Below are 17,552 nucleotides of genomic sequence, written 5' to 3' on the forward strand. Positions count from 1 at the left end.
ATATTACAAATCTAAATAAAACAGATCACTTGCAATTCCATCCGTTAAAAATTTTCCTTTTGGAGTTGGTTTTAGAATGTTGTTTTCAATGGAAAGCAAATCATCGTTTAAGAATTTTTCAGATTGTTTTTTCAGATAATTCAAATATTCCAAACCAAATTCATTTTCAATTCTTTCTAAAGAAACGCCCCAAATCGTTCTTAAACCTGTCATAATATATTCATTATAACGATCTGAAATGGTCAAAATTTCTGTTTCGATCGGAAGTTCATTGTTCTGAATCGATTTCAAATACAAAGAATTATTCGCAATATTCCAGCCTCTTTTTTCACCGTCATAACTATGCGCCGAAGGCCCGATTCCAATATATTTTTTTCCTAACCAATAAGCCGAATTGTTTTTGGAGAAATAATTCTCTTTCCCAAAATTCGATAATTCGTAATGAATAAATCCATTTTTTTGGAGCGTTTCAACCAAAATCATAAAATGATTTGAAGCGGCTTCATCTTGCGGTTCAGCGATTTTTCCAGTCTGAATTAATTTGCTCAAGGCTGTTTTGGGTTCAACCGTCAATGCATAACTCGAAATATGTGGAATGCCAAAACTCAAAGCCGTTTCGATATTCTGTTTCCACATTTCATCTGTCAATCCAGGAATTCCGTAAATTAAATCGAGTGAAATATTATCAAAATATTTTGTCGCTTCTTGTAAACATTTTATGGCTTCCACCGAATTATGAGCACGGTTCATCATCTTCAAATCTTCTTCATAAAAAGACTGAATACCAATGCTTAATCGGTTTATCGGACTTTTAGATAATTCAAAAATTCGCTCCGCGGACAAATCATCGGGATTAGCTTCAAGTGTAATTTCTGGATTATCTGAGACTTTATAGTTTTTATAAACTTCTAAAATTAAAAAATTGATTTCGTCATTGGTCAAAACAGAAGGAGTTCCACCTCCGAAATATATTGTCTCTATAATTTCGTTCTTAAACTCATTTTTACGCATGCCAATTTCTTTGGACAAAGCCAAAACCATTTCATCTTTCTTTTTCATTGAAGTCGAAAAATGAAAGTCACAATAATGGCAAGCCTGTTTGCAAAAAGGAATATGGATGTAGATACCGCTCATTTTTAGTTTTCAGTCTCAGTTTTCGGTCTCAGTCTCAGCCTTAAGCTGTTACTGCGACTGTAAACTATTTTCTAATTTTGTCCTCATTTTGTTTCACAAAAGCATCCCAGCCCGAATAACTTTTTCCTGCTACGACTTTTCCTGAATTAAAGTGATGACAAACTGCCGCTGCCAAACCGTCGGTTGAATCGAGATTTTTGGGTAATTCTTTTAATCCTAAAAGCTGTTGGAGCATTTTCGCAACCTGTTCTTTGCTGGCATTTCCGTTTCCGGTAATCGCCATCTTTATCTTTTTAGGTTCATATTCCGTGATCGGAATATCTCTTGAAAGGCCTGCTGCCATGGCAACGCCTTGTGCGCGTCCAAGCTTTAACATCGATTGTACATTTTTACCAAAAAAAGGCGCTTCAATCGCAATTTCGTCAGGATGATGCGTTTCGATTAATTCGATAGTTCGTTCAAAAATAATTTTTAGTTTTTGGTAATGATTATCGTATTTGGACAATTGCAATTCGTTTAATTGCAAAAACTCCATTTTTTTATTGATAACTTTTATCAATCCAAAACCCATAATTGTAGTTCCGGGGTCAATACCTAATATGATGCGTTCTTTTGTCAAGAGAGTTTTGTTTCAAGTTTGATGTTTAAAGTTTCAAGTTTTTGAAATGAAACGATTCATTTTCTCATTTTCAAATTGCCACATTTCCAAATTGATTACTTTTGCGGCATGATTTCAATTCCTCACAAAGCTAAGCAATTCCTAGTTCTTCTAATCAAACTTTTGATTGTTGGCGGTGCATTTTATTTTATTTACAATCAGCTGGCCAACAACGACAAATTGGACTGGAATAAGTTCATTGTTTTATTTCGAAAAAATCAGTCGGTTTTAGGCATTTCGTTTATATTACTTTTGAGTGTTTTGAATCGGTATTTTGAGATTTTAAAATGGCAGAATCTCGCCAAAGTAATTCATCAAATTTCGGTTTATGAAGCCACAAAGCAGGTTTTAGCCGCTTTAACAGCTGGAATTTTTACACCAAACGGAGTCGGAGAATACGCTGGAAAAGCTTTGTATTATCCGAAATCGGAAGCTAAAAAAGTTGTTTTTCTAAACTTAATCTGCAACGGAATCCAAATGATTTTAACGATCATTTTTGGAATTTTTGGTTTGCTTTATTTCAATGCACAGTTTAATGTTATTACAACCCAAACAGTCTTAATCTTGTTCGGAGGATTTTTGCTAATTCTGATTATTTTATTTTCAATCAAAAAAATAAAAGTCAAAGGATATTCAATTGAAAAACTAATTCATAAAATCAACGAAATTCCGAAGCCTATTCATAGAAAAAACATTTTTTTAGGTATTTTAAGATATTTAGTTTTTTCGCACCAATATTACTTTTTATTTTTAGGTTTTGATGTCGATCTGCCTTATTTAACTTTAATGGCGGCGATTACATCAGTATACTTTTTAGCTTCATCATTGCCCACATTTCAGTTTCTGGATTTTGCAGTTAAAGGAAGCGTCGCTATTTATTTTTTCGGAATTCTTGGCGTTAACGAATGGATTGTCATTTTTATAAGCACTTTGATGTGGTTTTTAAATGTTGTATTACCAGTATTTTTAGGGAGTTATTTTGTGCTGAATTTTAAAACGAAAACAGCAGCATGATTTTTGCTTTGTTTGCCATATTAGCTATTTACATTGTAAACATTAGTTTGCTTATTTATGGTTTTTTCAAAGTCAAAAAATATCAAAAAAAAGATTTAAAGCCACAGACAAGTTTTACCATAGTAGTTCCGTTTCGAAATGAAGAAGAAAACCTGCCAAAGCTTTTAAATAGCTTTTCGACACTAAATTATCCAACAGATTTATTTGAAGTAATTTTAGTCGATGATAATTCGAGAGAGAAATTTCAAGTCTCACATTTCACATTTCACATTTCACAAATAGACAATATTCGAGTTTCAAAATCGCCCAAAAAAGATGCTATTACGACTGCAATGCAATACGTAAAAAACAATTGGGTAATTACCACAGATGCTGATTGTCTTATTCCAGAAAACTGGCTTTTAACTTTTGATAATTATATTCAGGAAAATAAAGTTTCGATGCTGGCGGGAGCAGTAACGTATGAATGTGGAGATTCATTTCTGCATCATTTTCAGCAATTAGATTTGACAAGTTTACAAGGCGCAACAATTGGAAGTTTTGGTTTGAACAAAGGTTTTATGTGTAACGGAGCTAATTTTGCGTACACCAAATCATTGTTTGAAAGTTTAAATGGTTTTACTGGAAATGACAAAATTGCAAGTGGAGATGATGTCTTTTTACTGCAAAAAGCAATTGAAAAATTCCCAGATGAAGTTCATTATCTAAAAGCTCAAGAGGCCATTGTAACTACAAAACCAACAGAAAGCTGGAAAGCATTATTTCATCAAAGAGTGCGCTGGGCGGCCAAAACGAGTTCGTATAAAAGTAGCTACGGGAAATTTATGGGATACGTTGTTTTCTTTGGAAATTTGAGTTTTGTAATTGCTTTTTTGTTACTTCTCTTCCAAATTTTAAATTATCCGTTTTTTGTTTTATTTGCTTTTTTAAAGTTTATGGTTGATTTTGTTTTGCTTTCAAAAACAAATCAGTTTTTAAAGAATACAAGGCTTAAAAGCTTTTTATTGAGTAGTTTGTTTTATCCTTTTTTTAGTACAAGTGTAGCTTTGTATAGCTTATTTGGTTCGTACGAATGGAAAGACAGGCGCTTTATGAAATAACTTTATATAAAAGGGTAAAACTATTCCTTTGCTTTCAAAATTACAGGCAGAATAAATTGTGTTTTTACGGGAATGCCTCGTTTTATAGCTGGATTTACTTTTGGAAAATCAACAAGACGCGCATGCAGAATACTGTCAATTTTTATAGTATCATAGGCAACAGAATCTTTAGGAAACTGAGGCTCAAACTTCATAGTTGCATTTGGAAAAATTGTTACTTTTACTTCAATAGTGTCCAATTCTGGGTACATAATTGATAAAGTATCAACATTAAGTTTTTCTTCAATGAGATCAGACATTACATCAAAAAAGCACTGCTGGCGAAGTTTTTTATCGGCTATTTTTTCACAGTTTGAGACAGATGGGTATTCGTCTACTTCTTTCCAGTTGATCGATTTCAATTCTTTTTGAAGTAATTCTTTTTCAGACGGAACCTGCTTCTCAAAATATTGACAAGAATTAAAGATAATACAGATGAAAAAAAGTGAAAACGGCCTCAAGATTTTAATGTTGAATGAATAAACAAAAATACAATTATTTTTTTTAGAGATTCTTTCAATTACGCGGAATCTTCATATTTTAAAGGTACAATTTTAAAGTTTGTATAGCAAAAAATAAAGTAGTAATTTGTAAGAACAAATTTATCAAAACTATATGGATTTACTTTTAGTTACACTAGGTTTTATATGCATGATTGTTGGCATTTTTGGCAGTTTTCTTCCTGTTTTGCCTGGGTTGTCAAGCTGCTGGGTGGGTTTGCTTTTGCTATATCTAACCAAAGCAGTAGAAAATAATTATTGGGTTTTAGGAATAACTTTTGTTTTAATGGTAATCATAACAATATTAGATTACGTAATCCCATCGCAGGGGACAAAAAAGTTCGGCGGAAGTTCGTATGGAATATGGGGGACAAATATTGGTTTAATTATCGGAATTTTGGCGCCAATTCCTTTTGGAGTTATCATCGGACCTTTTTTGGGAGCACTTGTCGGAGAATTGTTATACGACTCACAAAATCATAAACGGGCACTAAAAGCGGCAACAGGTTCCTTGCTTGGGTTTCTTGCTTCGAGCTTTATTAATTTTATGTTTTGTGTAGTCTATTTGGGCATTTTTTTAAGCGTAATGTGGAAATATCGAAACATTTTGTTTTAATTATATAACATTTTTCTAGCTTCTGCGTTGCCTTTTATAAAAACATCAAAATTTTCTTAACTTTTTTGTCTTTTGTGTTTGAGTTCTAAAGGGTTGTGTTTACAGGTGTTTACGCATTTTTTATGTTAACATGAGGTTATTATCTATGTAAATTTTTAACTTATTTTTTGGAAATGTTAATTTATTTTATATTTTTATCACAATAAACGATAAAAAGCCTCACTTTATCGGTTATTTTGAACAAATTTAAATAATGTTTCTTTAATAAGTTAACGCGTATGACCCCAAACCTACAAATTGAACTTAGACGTTTTATTTCATCTAATGTTGTCTCCAAGTTGAACAAGTTTTATTTTGAAAATGATGCCCTTTTAATAAAAGGAATTGATGTCTCGATCGGTACAATTTTAATGGGACTCTACAACAAAGCCGAAGAATCTGATTTTTATTCTGAAATAGCCTCAATGATAAAAGAAGATTCAACTTTTTACCAAGAAATTGACTTTAACGCAGGTAGAATTTTATCAGTTGATGATTGTTACCGTTTAGAAGGAAATTCATTACTTAAGGAGTTGTTCTCGAATAAAAAGGGAAGAATTTCAGAAATGGTTTCAAACGAAGTCGGTATTAAAAGCGAAACAGCCAGAGAAATACTTAACTTTTCAGCACTGCTTGTAGTTTCCTACTTAAGAAATAATCTTCAATTACTAGAAAGTTTAAAATTACTTCTCGAAGACCAAAAAAGAGACATTTTAAACAGTATTCCTCCTGGAATCAAAATCATACTCGGTTTTTCATCTTACGAAACAGTAGAAGATAAAAACCAATCTATCGGAAGATCAATTTTTACCCTTTTCGGACATAATTTCTTTAGTTTCTAAAATAAAAAAATCCCATTTTCAAAGAAAACAGGATTCATTATATTATAACAAAATTTGAAAAACTATTTAGCGTTTTTCAAATTGATGATCTCTTGGTCAGTCAAAAAGCGCCAGTTTCCTCTAGGAAGATTCTTTTTGGTCAAACCAGCAAATGCAACACGATCAATTCGTAAAACATTATATTCAAAAGACTCAAAAATAGAACGCACCACTTTTACATTCGAAGTACGAAGTTTAAGTCCGATTTCGCTTTTGGGCTCATTATCAATATAGCTAATTTCCTCAACAAAAACGCGGTGTCCGTCAAGAACCAAACCTTTGCTGATTTTTTCAAGATCCTCAAACTTTAAGTTTTTGTCTAAAGAAACCTGATAAATTTTAGACGATTTTTGATTTGGTAAAGTAAACTTACGGATCATATCTGTATCGTTTGTAAATACCAATAAACCAGTCGTATTTTTATCCATTCTTCCAATTGGAGCAATTTTTGCATTTGTAGAACCACGAACAAGTTCTAGAACGTTACGATATTCTTGACCTTCATCCAGAGCTGTCGTAAAGTTTTTAGGTTTGTTTAATAGAATATATTCTTTCTTTTCAGGAGTCAAAGTAACACCGTCAAAGTTTACTACATCATTCAATTTTACCAAATACCCCATTTCAGTTACTGGAACACCGTTTACTTTAACGTTTCCAGACTGAATATAAATGTCAGCATCACGACGCGAACAAATACCAGAATTCGAGATGTATTTGTTTAAACGAATTTCATCTGAAGCCTTTTGTCTTTTCGGAGCCTGATTTTGTTTTTTTACTTTTTCTTCCGCAGCAGCATTAGCGGCTTTAACCTCCGGTTTCACTTTTTTCGGCCCTTGCGCACGTTTCGCCATAGGAGGTTTTGGCTTACTAGAGTTTGATCTTGAGCTGTTTGGTCTAGATCCGCCTCTTTTATTATTGCCTTCCTTGTTGTTCATAAAATCATTAATTTGTGCAAAGATAGTTTTTTCCTGCTAATAAATCTTAAGTTCAATGTTCTTAGATTAATAGCAATAAATTTTAAGAAGTAAGGAGCATCACAATTGGCTTTTTTTCAGGCATTATTTCCCGCTTTCCGTTCCAATTTTTTATTTTTTAAAGAAAAAAATAAAAAGATTTCCACTTCAATCGGGGCTAGATTTCAAACAATTGGCTTCTTTTAAATATTTTGGAATAAGTTATTGCACAAAGGTTCACAAAGTTTACACAGAGCAACCTCAACCAATCTTCGTGAATCTCTGCGAAACTCTTGGTGTTCTCAGTGGAATAAAAAATTAGTAATTAGAAATCAATTCACGCCCATGCCATAAAACGCTCGGATTGATCAAAACAATGCAGAAAACACCCGAAACGATTAAGAATTTCAAAACATTATGAAGCATTAAAAACTGCTCCTTAGAATTCGATTTCCATAAATAAATCAAGAAAAAAAGCAAAACCCCAAAGCAGGCATAAAAGTAAATATCCATATAACCCACATCGTAAATATTTATTAAAACATAAACAGGTAAAATGGTTAAAATCGTTAAAGCAGTAATAACTTGTTTAGAGATTTTTTCACCATACAAAACAGGAATTGTTCTATAATCCGTTACCAAATCACCTTTTAAGTTTTCCAAATCTTTAATCATTTCTCGAATCAGCAAAAGTAAAAACAAGAAAACTGCATGTGCCGAAATTACCACAAAATGACTCATATGATTTTCAATTTCTTCAAACGAAATTTTATTGTAGAAATAGAGTAAAATCGCAAAAAACGGAGTAACAGCCAGCAATGCAGACATTAAATTCCCGATAATTGGATATTTTTTTATTTTATGAGAATAGAACCAAATTAGGAAAATATAACCCGAGAAGAATAAAAATGCTCTCCAAGAAACAATAAAAGCCATTAAAACAGCAAGAAAATTCAAAGAAAAATAAACCGATAATTTAGTTTTTTGACTCACTAATCTGTCCAGCATTGATTTGTTCGGACGATTAATTAAATCTTTCTGGCTGTCGTAAAAATTATTGATAATATAACCCGAAGCAATCGTAATCGCCGAAGCAAAAACAATTAGAAATAAATGGAAATCAAGAAGAATATCCAGCGCTCTAATTTCTGGCGCCAAAATAAAGATAGCCGATAAATACTGTGCTAAAACTATAATTGGAATATTATAACCTCTAACTACAGAAAACAGACTAACAATTTTCATTACTAAAAGTTTGTGCTGTCTGCTTAACATATAAAATAGTTTGTAAAGGTTTAGATAAGGGAAGTTAAAGGATATTTTTGAGTATAAAAATTTACAGTTTGTTTTTTAACAATTCTTTAGAGCCATAGCCTAATTTTCTTATGCAGGCGAGCGCTTCTTTTTGAGAAATCTCAATGTTTCTGATGTCTTTTTTATCAACAAAAACAACAGAACCACTCCACGGATTCGGAGCATCAGGAATAAAAACTGTAAAAGTATTTTCGTCTATTTGTTCTATCAAAAATGCGAATTGCCAGCCGGCATCTGTAGGAACGAGAATTACTTTTAAATCTTGATTAGACTCAATTCCCATAATGTTTTCATTCATGTTTTTCATAAATGAATATCCTGGAACAAAACTTAAAATGCCATTTTCTAATTTATGAATCAGTTTTTTAGCCTTTGGAGTTCTTGCCAGTAAACCTGCAGCAAAACAAATAATGATTATAATTATTATTCCAACAAGTTCTTGCAGTGCAATTCCTAAAACATGTACTCTCGGAAGATGGTTTACAAGCGGAAGAGTGACTTTTTGAATAATGCCATATCCTTTTTCAAGAATAACAAGCAATACAACTAAAGGCACTAAAAACAAAATTCCTCCTAAAAAAGTTGCTTTGATTATTTTTAAAATACTTTTCATAATAAATAACTTTTTAGGATGAAAACTTATGAAAATCTACTCAAATAACTTCGTTTTTAGAGAGTTAAAACTGATAAACAACTTCTAATTTATAGTCTTTTAAAGATGCTTTTGCACGTTCTAAATCTTCAGTAAAACCAAGAATGTAACCGCCGCCGCCAGAACCACAAAGTTTTAGGTAATAATCGTTTGTGTCAATTCCGTGCTGCCAGATTCCATGAAACTGTTCTGGAATCATTGGTTTAAAGTGATTTAAAACAACTTTAGAAAGTTTTTTAGTATTCGTAAACAAAGACTTCATATCGCCATGCAGGAAGTTTTCTACACAGGCATCAGTATATTTAACAAATTGATTTTTTAGCATTGCACGGAAACCTTTGTCTTTTAGGTTTTCCATGAAAATGTTAACCATAGGAGCTGTTTCGCCTACTATTCCAGAGTCTAATAAAAAGACAGCACCTTTCCCGTCAAAACTTTGAGTCGGAATGCCGGTTGCTTCAATATTATCTTTAGAATTAATTAAAATCGGAATGCTCAAATAGCTGTTTAACGGATCTAAACCAGAACTTTTTCCGTGGAAAAAGCTCTCCATTTGAGAGAAGACATTTTTTAGATGTAATAGTTTTTCTCGTGTTAAGTTTTCTAAAACTGTGATTTTGTTGGTAGCATATTTATCATAAATAGCAGCAACAAGTGCACCGCTGCTTCCAACCCCGTATCCCTGCGGAATGCTAGAATCGAAATACATACCAGTTTCAACATCATTTTTTAAAGTTTCCAGATCAAAAGTAACCAATTCTGGCTGTTGTGTCTGTAAAACTTCCAGATAAGCAGTAAAGCTTTGTAAGCTTTTGTTTGATGCCATAGCTTCTGCAGAAGGCTCTTCAGACTTCTTTAATGCACCATTGTAAAAATTATAAGGAATAGAAAGTCCCTTAGAGTCGCGGATGATTCCGTATTCTCCAAAGAGTAATATTTTTGAGTAAAATAATGGTCCTTTCATGATTTATTTTATGTCTTTTTTTATTTTATTTAGGTCTTGTCGTGTGTCAAAAATATTGTGAATCCTGATTTCATTTGAGCCAAAACTATACAAAAGACTTGATTGTTTTGTTATGACACATTTTCGATATTTTTTATTTACTGATGATTTAGGAAAAATTTCAGGATTCATACTTATTATTGAAATTGCTTTTTGAAGTTTCAACAAAAATATCTCTTTCGATTTCTTAGACCATTTATTTTCAATAAAATTTAAAACAGCATCTAAATTCTTTTCAGCTGTTTTTGAAATATTTACTTTAAGATTCACTACCTGTATTTTTTCATCACCTCTTCAAAACTAGTAAATTCTCCTTTTTCAAATTCTAATTCACTTTGAGCTACATCTGCTTTTTGTTCATCTGTCAACTCATTCCACCAGTCTTTTTTCTCTTTTCTTAGCAATTTTGCAACAGCCATAATGATTGAAGGATCATTAGTTTCTTTCAACATATTCATCGCTTCAAGTTTTTCTAATTGAATGTCCATAATCAAAATTTTAATTAAAGATACGCAAAATTATAATGCGATTGCGCCTTCGCCAATTTTGTCGCAAATGTACTGACGATTCTGACAAAATACAACTAATTCGTCTTGAATAAATTGTAATACTTTTTCAGTAACGTTTTCGGGATAAAGGACATGCACATTTGCACCAGCATCCAGCGTAAAACAAACCGGAGTTTTAGTTTCGTTTCTAAATTTCCAAATTGCATTTATAATTTGCAGCGTATTTGGTTTCATCAAAATAAAATACGGCATCGATGTCATCATCATCGCGTGTAAAGTCAAAGCTTCACTTTCTACAACTTTGATGAACTCTTCTAAATTACCGTTTTCAAAAATCTTGATTAACTGATCTAAATTTTCGTGCGCCTGGGCAAAACGTCTTTCAGCGTACGGATGATTGTGCATTAAATCATGTCCTACAGTACTCGAAACTTGTTTCTCGCCTTTATCAACCAATAAAATCGTGTCTTGATAATTCTTGAAATTTTCATGAATAGCATATGGAAACTCAACTCCAAATAAATCAGTACTTCCTTCAATATTGGCCTGATTTCCCCAAACTACAACATTTCCTTTTACGCTTCTGCAAGCACTTCCAGAACCTAAACGAGCGAGAAAAGATGCTTTTTGATAGAAATAATCTTCTGTCATTTCTGGGTTCAGTAATTTCTCTAAACTCATAAAATTCATTGCCAGAGCTGCCATCCCAGACGCTGAAGAAGCAATTCCGGAACTATGTGGAAATGTATTCTGAGTGTCAATCGTAAAATGATAGTCTTTCAGAAACGGAAGATAAACTTCAATTCTTTCTAAAAACTTCTGAATCTTTGGTTTAAAATCTTCTTTTGGTTTTCCTTCAAAAAGTAAATCAAAAGAAAAATTTCCGTGGTTGTCTTTTTTTGAAAAGCCCAATTTCGTAATTGTTTTACAATTGTTAAGCGTAAAACTTACCGAAGGATTAGCCGGAATCTGATTGTCTTTTTTCCCCCAATATTTAACTAAGGCAATATTGCTTGGAGCGCTCCATTCAAAGTTTCCGTTTTCGATTGTTGAAGTATATGAATTTGGTATAAAATCAGCTGCTGTTAACATGAATTGTAAAATTTTGGCAAAGATAGTTTTTAAATTTTTTCACCATATAAGTTATTTAAGAAATATAAGTTGGGTTTTCTAAAATGAACTTATATTTCTTATATGGTTTAAAAATTTCTTTTGACTATTTTTGAATACAAAATTTAATGCAATGAATAAAATAGTTAAGATCGTAATCGCTGTAATCATTTGTTTAGCAGTAGGATATTCTGCCAGTTTGGTAACAAGACCAAGTGTAGAAAGCTGGTATCCGACTATTGAAAAACCAATTTTTAATCCGCCGAACTGGATTTTCATGCCGGTCTGGACAATTCTTTACATTTTTATGGCAGTTGCTGCGGGATTAGTCTGGGATAAAATAAAAGAGCAGACAGAAGAAGTTAAAAAAGCACTTCTTTTCTTTATAATTCAACTTATTCTTAATGCAATTTGGTCGTATTTATTCTTCGGATTTAAAAATCCGATGCTTGCGTTAGTTGAAATTGCACTTTTATGGCTTATGATTTACGAAACTTATTTAAAGTTTATCAAAATCAACAAAACAGCTGGTTATCTATTGATTCCGTATTTGGCCTGGGTTGGATTTGCAGCGGTTTTGAATGCTGGTATTTGGTGGTTGAATAAATAGTTTTATTGACGGGATTCTGTTTTGAATTTCTTAAAAACGTCGCTTTTTGCATACAAAAAATCCATTGTAGTTAATACGTTATTGTTTTCTAAAAGTTTTTTAGATTGTGGATCTGCATCGCAAAAATCAATAAATAAATCAACTTCATCTGCGTTTAATTTTAAATCTGTGGTAAAAAAGAGGAAGGAATTGATGCAGCTACAAGTTTTTTGAAATTTATTTCAGGAACTTTCTTTTTAGGTGCTTCATTTTCTTTTTTGAATAAATCAGCAATGAAACCTCCTATGGCAATAAAATTCATACCATTGACAATGGTTCCGTCGTTAACTCCAGTATATTTTTGCAAAGAGGAAGAAGGGTTTACATTCGAATCGGCATTGGCCGTACCTACATGAGGAAATTTGATGTTGGTTACTACAACTTCATTTAATTCTTCTGCTTTCACAACCATGTTGACAATAATATTGTTTTGATCCATATTTGCCTGAGAAATTTTTAATCTGGTAAAAAAGTAATCTTTAACAAAAAATAGTAAACTGTCTTTTTCTTTCACCATAATTGAGAAGTCTCCCAATTCATTGGTTCTGGTGCTGGTTTTTGCTGTTTTATTAATAACCTCAACCTTATTAATTGGATTATTATTAGAAATAACTTTTCCGTGAAGTAATTTTTCTGTTTGAGAAATAGAAAACTGGTACGTAAAAAAGGAAATTGTGGTGAGTAATTTTACTTTCATCTAGTGGTATTTAGTTGAAAGTAAAATTATTAGAATTGTCTTAATGAAAACTTACAGAATCTGTAAATTCTTGTTAAAACGAATTCTGAAAGTTTTCAGTTTGTAAGACTTTGAATAAAAAATGTGACTGATGTTCTTTATAATAGTTGAATTAAATCGGAAGGATTATGAATAACTACTTTTGCGCCGCTCGCTATCAATTCATCTTCTGTTCGATATCCCCATGAAACTCCAACCGGAAACATAGTAGCATTTACTGCAGTCTGCATATCAATATCAGAATCACCTACGAAAAGAATTTCTTCTGGTTTTAAATTCCAATTCTTGCTAATTTCCAACGCCTCAAACGGATTTGGTTTTTTTAATTCTTCGGTACTTAAACCAACTGCAGCATCAAAATAATCTGGAAATATTTCTGCAGCTATTTTTTTGGTAAGCTCATCGGCTTTATTAGAGAAAACCGCTAATTTGATATTTTGAGAAGATAGATTGTCTAATAATTCTAAAATACCGTCGTACGGTTTTGTTTTAATCGTACAAACTTCACGATACGTTTCGATCATACAATCAAAACAATTTTCAATTTGTTCTTCAGAATTGTTGGATGCTGGTAGAGCCTTGCTGACTAGATTTCGCAAACCGCTACCGATAAAATATTGATACGTATCGTAAGTATGAGTCGGGTAATTTAGACCTGTAAGTACGGTATTCATTGCGTCTGAAATATCTTCCAATGAGTTTACCAATGTTCCGTCTAAATCAAAAATAATTCCTTTAAATTTCATTCTATTAAATATTTTGAGCCAAAATAAACCCGCTTGTCCAGGCATTCTGAAAATTAAAACCTCCCGTAATAGCGTCGATATTTACAATTTCGCCTGCAAAATAAAGGTTTTGATGGATTTTGCTTTCCATGGTTTTAAAGTTAATTTCTTTTAAATCGATTCCGCCTGCGGTTACAAATTCTTCTTTAAAAGTGCTTTTTCCGTTTACTTTAAATTCGGCTTTTGTGAGTTGAGAAGTTAAATTTTGCAATTGATTTTTAGATAAATCGGCCCATTTAGTTTCTGTTTCAATTCCTGAAGCCAGAACCAGACTTTCCCATAATCGATTAGGGAAATCAAAAGGAGATTTTTTAGAAACGGCTTTTTTAGCATGTTCCTGTTTTAAGTCTTTCAGGATTTTTTCAGCATCTTCAAAATCAACATCATTTAGCCAATTCACATAAATCGTAAACTGATAATTTTTATCGTGTAAAATGCGTGCACCCCAAGCCGAAAGTTTTAGAATTGCAGGTCCGCTCATTCCCCAATGTGTAATTAATAAAGGTCCTGTAGATTCCAGTTTAGTATCTTTTACATTCACGGTAACCTGTGCTGCAACGCCGGGTAGTTCTTTAATTCGGGAATCTTTGATGTTGAAAGTAAATAGGGAAGGAACGGGACTTACAATTGCATGTCCATGTTCTTGAAGCATTTCCCATATTTTTGGGTTGCTTCCTGTTGCCATTACTAATTTTTCTGTTGCGAAATTATCACTTTGTGTATCAATTTTCCAGTGATTTTCTTTTTTGAAAATAGACTGAACGCTTTGCCCTGTCAGCACTTTTATGCCTAATTTTTCAGTTGCTTTTAAAAAACAATCAATTATGGTTTGTGATGAATTAGAAATGGGAAACATTCTGCCGTCTTCTTCAATTTTTAATTCTACGCCATGTTTTTCAAACCATTCAATTGTATCTCCGGAACAAAACTGATGAAAAGGCCCACGAAGTTCTTTTTCGCCGCGAGGATAAAATTTAACCAGTTCGTTAGGTTCAAAACAAGCGTGCGTTACGTTGCATCTTCCGCCCCCGGAAACACGGACTTTAGAAAGGACTTCTTTTCCTCTTTCTAAAATGGCAATTTTTAGTTTCGGATTTTTCTCTGCAATATTAATAGCCGAAAAAAAACCTGCAGCGCCTCCGCCAACAATTATTATGTCGAAATTTTTAATCATATTTTTTGAGTTGCCACGAATTCACGAATTATTTTTTGACAATCTTTGAGAATAAAAATTCGTGAATTGCTTCGCCTATTCGCTATCGCTCGGGTCGTGGCTATTTAAACTTTATATTTTATCTGGATTATCAGAGATAATTCCGTCTACTTTATAACTTTTTACTTTTTGAATGTCTTCCGCAGAGTTTACTGTCCAAGGCAAAACTAAAAATCCTTTTTCTTGAATTTTCTTTACATTTTCGATATTCAATAATTGAAAATCAGGATGAATAGATTTTGCTTTTATTTTTTCGGCGAAAGCCATAGCGGTATCAAGATCTTCTTCTGTTAAAACACCAATTGCAATATTTGGATTCAGGTTTAAAGTTTCTTCCAGCATATTCCAATCGAAACTCGAAACTATAAAATGATTATAACTCCAGTTTTTTTCTGAAATATATTGTTCAATTAACTGAACCACTTTACTTGGAGTTCCTAAACCTTTTAATTCGATATTGATAAAACATTTTTTATCGACCAAATCAAAGACTTCATTTAAAGTTGGGATTTGGTATTTTTCATCAATCAAAAATGATTTTAATTCAGATAAAGAAAAAGTGTTTACAACACCTTTTCCGTTAGTGGTTCTGTCTACGGTTTCGTCGTGGATTACGATGATTTGTTCGTCAGCGCTTAAGTGAACGTCAAGTTCAATTCCGTCTGAATTTAAGTCTAAGGCTTTTTGAAAGGCTTTTAAAGTGTTTTCAGGTTCGTAGGCTTTGGCGCCTCGATGTGCAATCTTTAAAATATTCATTTTATAAAGGTTCAGAGTTGCAAAGGTACAAAGGAGCAAAGGAAAAATAATAGTATCACTTGATAAAGCATTGAAATGATTTTAAAGATGAGATAAATTATATCTCTCGCAGATTTTGCAGATTTTGCAGATTTTCTTTTTTAATATCTGCCGAATCTGCGAGAGAAAAAAATTAAATCTGTTCTAATAAAACAATTCCGTATTTACTGTCAATACTTGCTTTTCCATCGATAACTTCTGTTTCCTGATCAGAGAAAAAGTCTCTTACTTTCGTTCCGTTTTCGAAAATTGAATTTACAGGAAGTTCTTTTCTGCCTTCCGGTAAATCTAAACCGATTATGACTTTATCTGTAAATGATTTATTAGAATAAATTCTTGAAAACACATAATATTCGCTCTCAATTTTGGAATGAATTCCAGCGCCAACGGCAGGATGATTTCGTCTAAACTGCCCTAACTTCTGCCAATGCCACAGCATTCTTTGTGTATCGGGATCCTTCTTAATATCATCCCAATTCATATTCGAACGCAAAGTTGCATCTCCCTGAGTTCCCTCAATTACTAAGGAACGATTCGATTCATCTCCGTAATATACTTGCGACATTCCTGGGGCAAGTAAAAGTTTGGTTCCGGATTCAAAACCTCTTGTGCGATTGGCATCAAAAGGCTGGCCGTCGTCGTGAGAAGACATATAATTAAGGACAGAATAACCTTTTAAATCACTCTGTAGATGATTTGAATATTTCGAAAATAAAGTCTCATAATCGCTTTGAGCGGCATTCCATTTAAATTCAAAATTGATTAAGCTGTTAAAACCATTTTCAAAATAATTGACTTTTCGATCTCCAAAATCATAATCCTGACCACCGCTTATTCCATAACCATAAACTTCAGCGATCGTGTAAAACGGGTTCTGATCTAAAACTTGTAGAGGATGATGTTTTTTCCAAGTTTCAAATGCATATTCACATTCTTTTTTAAAATCGGCCCAAACACCTTCTTCGGTATGTTTTACAGTATCGGCGCGGTAACCATCAATTCCGAATTCTAGAATATAATCGGTAAGCCATTTTATGATGTAATATTTTGGACTTCTTGGATATCCTGTTCTTTTGAAAAATTCTTCTAGTGAAGCGATTTCTTTTTCATAACGGCCTTCTTTTTTCCATTTTTCAATCAAAAAAGGCGGCAGTTCTACATTTTGAGTGCTTTCGGTCTTTACGTCTGGAAGATTTTCTACCAAAGTACACATTGTAGTGTTTTCAAAAGATTTGTAGTCGCATACAACGCCTGTTCTTACCCAGTCCGAAGGCCAAACAGGATCTTCTGGAGTTACTGGACCAGTATGATTGATAACTCCGTCCAGAATTATTCGAATGCCTTTTGCGTGTGCTTTTTTTACTAAATTGGCTAGGTCTTCTTTCGTTCCGAAATTTGGATCTAAAGCAGTCCAGTCTTTTGCCCAATAACCATGAAAACCGTAACTAAGTCCAGTTCCTTCGTCAACGCCATCATGAATTTGTTCAACAATCGGCGTAAGCCAAATCGCATTTATTCCTAATTGCTCAAAATATCCTTCGTCGATTTTTTTGATGATTCCGATGATATCGCCGCCTTCAAATCCGCGCAGTTTTGCGGGAGTTTTGGTTCGGTTGAAATTGATGTCGTTTGAAGTGTCTCCGTTGTAAAAACGATCTGTAAGTAAAAAATAAACATTTGCTCCTTCCCAAACGAAAGGTGTTTTCGAAGTATTATTCATTGTAACTGATTTTGAGCCAGAACAACCCATTATTAAGTATACTAAAGATAAAAAAAGGAAAGTGTATTTTTTCATTTATTCTAAATTTAACGAAGATTTATAATAAAAAGATTCCGCCACGAATTCACAAAT

Annotated in this window: 20 protein-coding genes; 5 read left to right on the forward strand and 15 right to left on the reverse strand. The window is 32.8% G+C overall.

The features are described 5' to 3' along the window. Positions 1 to 3: 3 nt before the first annotated feature. Positions 4 to 1,134 (reverse strand): radical SAM family heme chaperone HemW, encoded by a 1,131-nt coding sequence (hemW, locus tag EDB96_RS02695; RefSeq protein ID WP_134139105.1) that lies wholly within the window; start codon positions 1,132 to 1,134, stop codon positions 4 to 6. Positions 1,135 to 1,198: 64 nt separating this feature from the next. After that, a complete protein-coding gene (gene ruvC / locus EDB96_RS02700; protein ID WP_134139107.1) occupies positions 1,199 to 1,753 on the reverse strand; it encodes a crossover junction endodeoxyribonuclease RuvC in 555 nt (184 codons plus the stop codon). A 108-nt stretch (positions 1,754 to 1,861) separates the two neighbouring features. Between ruvC and EDB96_RS02705 the strand changes: the two genes are divergently transcribed. Together EDB96_RS02705 and EDB96_RS02710 are read left to right on the forward strand one after the other, a co-directional pair. Next, entirely contained in the window at positions 1,862 to 2,806 is a 945-nt protein-coding gene (locus EDB96_RS02705; RefSeq protein ID WP_134139108.1) for a lysylphosphatidylglycerol synthase domain-containing protein, read from the forward strand. Then, entirely contained in the window at positions 2,803 to 3,906 is a 1,104-nt protein-coding gene (locus EDB96_RS02710) for a glycosyltransferase family 2 protein (protein ID WP_134139109.1), read from the forward strand. Before EDB96_RS02705 ends, EDB96_RS02710 begins: the two co-directional genes overlap by 4 nt. A 20-nt stretch (positions 3,907 to 3,926) precedes the next feature. Here EDB96_RS02710 and EDB96_RS02715 read toward each other — a convergent pair whose 3' ends face one another. After that, positions 3,927 to 4,406 carry a hypothetical protein gene (locus tag EDB96_RS02715; protein WP_057115932.1) on the reverse strand — a complete coding sequence of 160 codons (480 nt, stop codon included), beginning with the start codon at positions 4,404 to 4,406 and terminating at the stop codon, positions 3,927 to 3,929. Between the two features lie 154 nt (positions 4,407 to 4,560). On the opposite strand from EDB96_RS02715, the gene EDB96_RS02720 reads away from it, so the two are divergent. Next, the gene (locus EDB96_RS02720) at positions 4,561 to 5,061 is read left to right on the forward strand and encodes a DUF456 domain-containing protein (RefSeq protein ID WP_134139110.1); all 501 of its coding nucleotides are present in this window, start codon (positions 4,561 to 4,563) and stop codon (positions 5,059 to 5,061) included. A gap of 278 nt (positions 5,062 to 5,339) precedes the next feature. After that, positions 5,340 to 5,942, forward strand: coding sequence for a DUF937 domain-containing protein (locus EDB96_RS02725; RefSeq protein ID WP_057115934.1), 603 nt, complete (start codon positions 5,340 to 5,342; stop codon positions 5,940 to 5,942). Positions 5,943 to 6,004: 62 nt separating this feature from the next. Here the strand turns inward: EDB96_RS02725 and EDB96_RS02730 are convergent, their stop codons facing one another. The 7 genes from EDB96_RS02730 to EDB96_RS02760 form a co-directional block, all read right to left on the reverse strand. Then, positions 6,005 to 6,916 carry a pseudouridine synthase gene (locus EDB96_RS02730; RefSeq protein ID WP_057115935.1) on the reverse strand — a complete coding sequence of 304 codons (912 nt, stop codon included), beginning with the start codon at positions 6,914 to 6,916 and terminating at the stop codon, positions 6,005 to 6,007. Between the two features lie 336 nt (positions 6,917 to 7,252). Then, entirely contained in the window at positions 7,253 to 8,209 is a 957-nt protein-coding gene (locus EDB96_RS02735; RefSeq protein ID WP_057115936.1) for a geranylgeranylglycerol-phosphate geranylgeranyltransferase, read from the reverse strand. Positions 8,210 to 8,270: 61 nt separating this feature from the next. Continuing rightward, complete coding sequence (locus tag EDB96_RS02740; RefSeq protein WP_134139112.1) at positions 8,271 to 8,861, reverse strand: DUF502 domain-containing protein; 591 nt, start codon at positions 8,859 to 8,861, stop codon at positions 8,271 to 8,273. Positions 8,862 to 8,925: 64 nt separating this feature from the next. After that, positions 8,926 to 9,864 (reverse strand): mevalonate kinase, encoded by a 939-nt coding sequence (locus tag EDB96_RS02745; RefSeq protein WP_134139113.1) that lies wholly within the window; start codon positions 9,862 to 9,864, stop codon positions 8,926 to 8,928. Between the two features lie 3 nt (positions 9,865 to 9,867). Further along, positions 9,868 to 10,173: a type II toxin-antitoxin system RelE/ParE family toxin gene (locus tag EDB96_RS02750; RefSeq protein WP_134139114.1), complete on the reverse strand. Its 306-nt coding sequence runs from the start codon at positions 10,171 to 10,173 to the stop codon at positions 9,868 to 9,870. Continuing rightward, a complete protein-coding gene (locus EDB96_RS02755; protein WP_113677295.1) occupies positions 10,173 to 10,391 on the reverse strand; it encodes a hypothetical protein in 219 nt (72 codons plus the stop codon). Before EDB96_RS02755 ends, EDB96_RS02750 begins: the two co-directional genes overlap by 1 nt. A 30-nt stretch (positions 10,392 to 10,421) precedes the next feature. Continuing rightward, positions 10,422 to 11,504, reverse strand: a complete 1,083-nt coding sequence (locus EDB96_RS02760) for a diphosphomevalonate/mevalonate 3,5-bisphosphate decarboxylase family protein (RefSeq protein WP_134139115.1) — start codon at positions 11,502 to 11,504, stop codon at positions 10,422 to 10,424. Between the two features lie 151 nt (positions 11,505 to 11,655). On the opposite strand from EDB96_RS02760, the gene EDB96_RS02765 reads away from it, so the two are divergent. Continuing rightward, positions 11,656 to 12,132 (forward strand): TspO/MBR family protein, encoded by a 477-nt coding sequence (locus EDB96_RS02765; RefSeq protein WP_134139117.1) that lies wholly within the window; start codon positions 11,656 to 11,658, stop codon positions 12,130 to 12,132. Between the two features lie 160 nt (positions 12,133 to 12,292). Here EDB96_RS02765 and EDB96_RS02770 read toward each other — a convergent pair whose 3' ends face one another. The 5 genes from EDB96_RS02770 to EDB96_RS02790 form a co-directional block, all read right to left on the reverse strand. Beyond that, positions 12,293 to 12,868, reverse strand: coding sequence for a hypothetical protein (locus EDB96_RS02770; protein ID WP_243839301.1), 576 nt, complete (start codon positions 12,866 to 12,868; stop codon positions 12,293 to 12,295). Between the two features lie 137 nt (positions 12,869 to 13,005). After that, the gene (locus EDB96_RS02775; RefSeq protein WP_134139118.1) at positions 13,006 to 13,653 is read right to left on the reverse strand and encodes an HAD family hydrolase; all 648 of its coding nucleotides are present in this window, start codon (positions 13,651 to 13,653) and stop codon (positions 13,006 to 13,008) included. A gap of 4 nt (positions 13,654 to 13,657) precedes the next feature. Next, positions 13,658 to 14,866, reverse strand: a complete 1,209-nt coding sequence (locus tag EDB96_RS02780; protein WP_134139119.1) for an NAD(P)/FAD-dependent oxidoreductase — start codon at positions 14,864 to 14,866, stop codon at positions 13,658 to 13,660. 111 nt (positions 14,867 to 14,977) lie between these two features. Further along, entirely contained in the window at positions 14,978 to 15,661 is a 684-nt protein-coding gene (locus EDB96_RS02785) for a glycerophosphodiester phosphodiesterase (RefSeq protein WP_134139121.1), read from the reverse strand. 172 nt (positions 15,662 to 15,833) lie between these two features. Then, positions 15,834 to 17,495, reverse strand: a complete 1,662-nt coding sequence (locus tag EDB96_RS02790) for an alpha-amylase family glycosyl hydrolase (protein WP_134139122.1) — start codon at positions 17,493 to 17,495, stop codon at positions 15,834 to 15,836. Positions 17,496 to 17,552: the final 57 nt, after the last annotated feature.

This window comes from Flavobacterium sp. S87F.05.LMB.W.Kidney.N (assembly GCF_004366435.1).
Classification (GTDB): domain Bacteria; phylum Bacteroidota; class Bacteroidia; order Flavobacteriales; family Flavobacteriaceae; genus Flavobacterium.

Coding starts and splice junctions, on each gene's coding strand:
- EDB96_RS02755 (WP_113677295.1), bottom strand. CDS start 10,391: ATGGACATTCAATTAGAAAAACTTGAAGCGATGAATATGTTGAAAGAA.
- EDB96_RS02785 (WP_134139121.1), bottom strand. CDS start 15,661: ATGAATATTTTAAAGATTGCACATCGAGGCGCCAAAGCCTACGAACCT.
- EDB96_RS02705 (WP_134139108.1), top strand. CDS start 1,862: ATGATTTCAATTCCTCACAAAGCTAAGCAATTCCTAGTTCTTCTAATC.
- hemW (WP_134139105.1), bottom strand. CDS start 1,134: ATGAGCGGTATCTACATCCATATTCCTTTTTGCAAACAGGCTTGCCAT.
- EDB96_RS02720 (WP_134139110.1), top strand. CDS start 4,561: ATGGATTTACTTTTAGTTACACTAGGTTTTATATGCATGATTGTTGGC.
- EDB96_RS02735 (WP_057115936.1), bottom strand. CDS start 8,209: ATGTTAAGCAGACAGCACAAACTTTTAGTAATGAAAATTGTTAGTCTG.
- EDB96_RS02730 (WP_057115935.1), bottom strand. CDS start 6,916: ATGAACAACAAGGAAGGCAATAATAAAAGAGGCGGATCTAGACCAAAC.
- EDB96_RS02765 (WP_134139117.1), top strand. CDS start 11,656: ATGAATAAAATAGTTAAGATCGTAATCGCTGTAATCATTTGTTTAGCA.
- EDB96_RS02780 (WP_134139119.1), bottom strand. CDS start 14,866: ATGATTAAAAATTTCGACATAATAATTGTTGGCGGAGGCGCTGCAGGT.
- EDB96_RS02775 (WP_134139118.1), bottom strand. CDS start 13,653: ATGAAATTTAAAGGAATTATTTTTGATTTAGACGGAACATTGGTAAAC.
- EDB96_RS02725 (WP_057115934.1), top strand. CDS start 5,340: ATGACCCCAAACCTACAAATTGAACTTAGACGTTTTATTTCATCTAAT.
- EDB96_RS02710 (WP_134139109.1), top strand. CDS start 2,803: ATGATTTTTGCTTTGTTTGCCATATTAGCTATTTACATTGTAAACATT.
- EDB96_RS02770 (WP_243839301.1), bottom strand. CDS start 12,868: ATGAAAGTAAAATTACTCACCACAATTTCCTTTTTTACGTACCAGTTT.
- EDB96_RS02745 (WP_134139113.1), bottom strand. CDS start 9,864: ATGAAAGGACCATTATTTTACTCAAAAATATTACTCTTTGGAGAATAC.
- EDB96_RS02740 (WP_134139112.1), bottom strand. CDS start 8,861: ATGAAAAGTATTTTAAAAATAATCAAAGCAACTTTTTTAGGAGGAATT.
- EDB96_RS02790 (WP_134139122.1), bottom strand. CDS start 17,495: ATGAAAAAATACACTTTCCTTTTTTTATCTTTAGTATACTTAATAATG.
- EDB96_RS02760 (WP_134139115.1), bottom strand. CDS start 11,504: ATGTTAACAGCAGCTGATTTTATACCAAATTCATATACTTCAACAATC.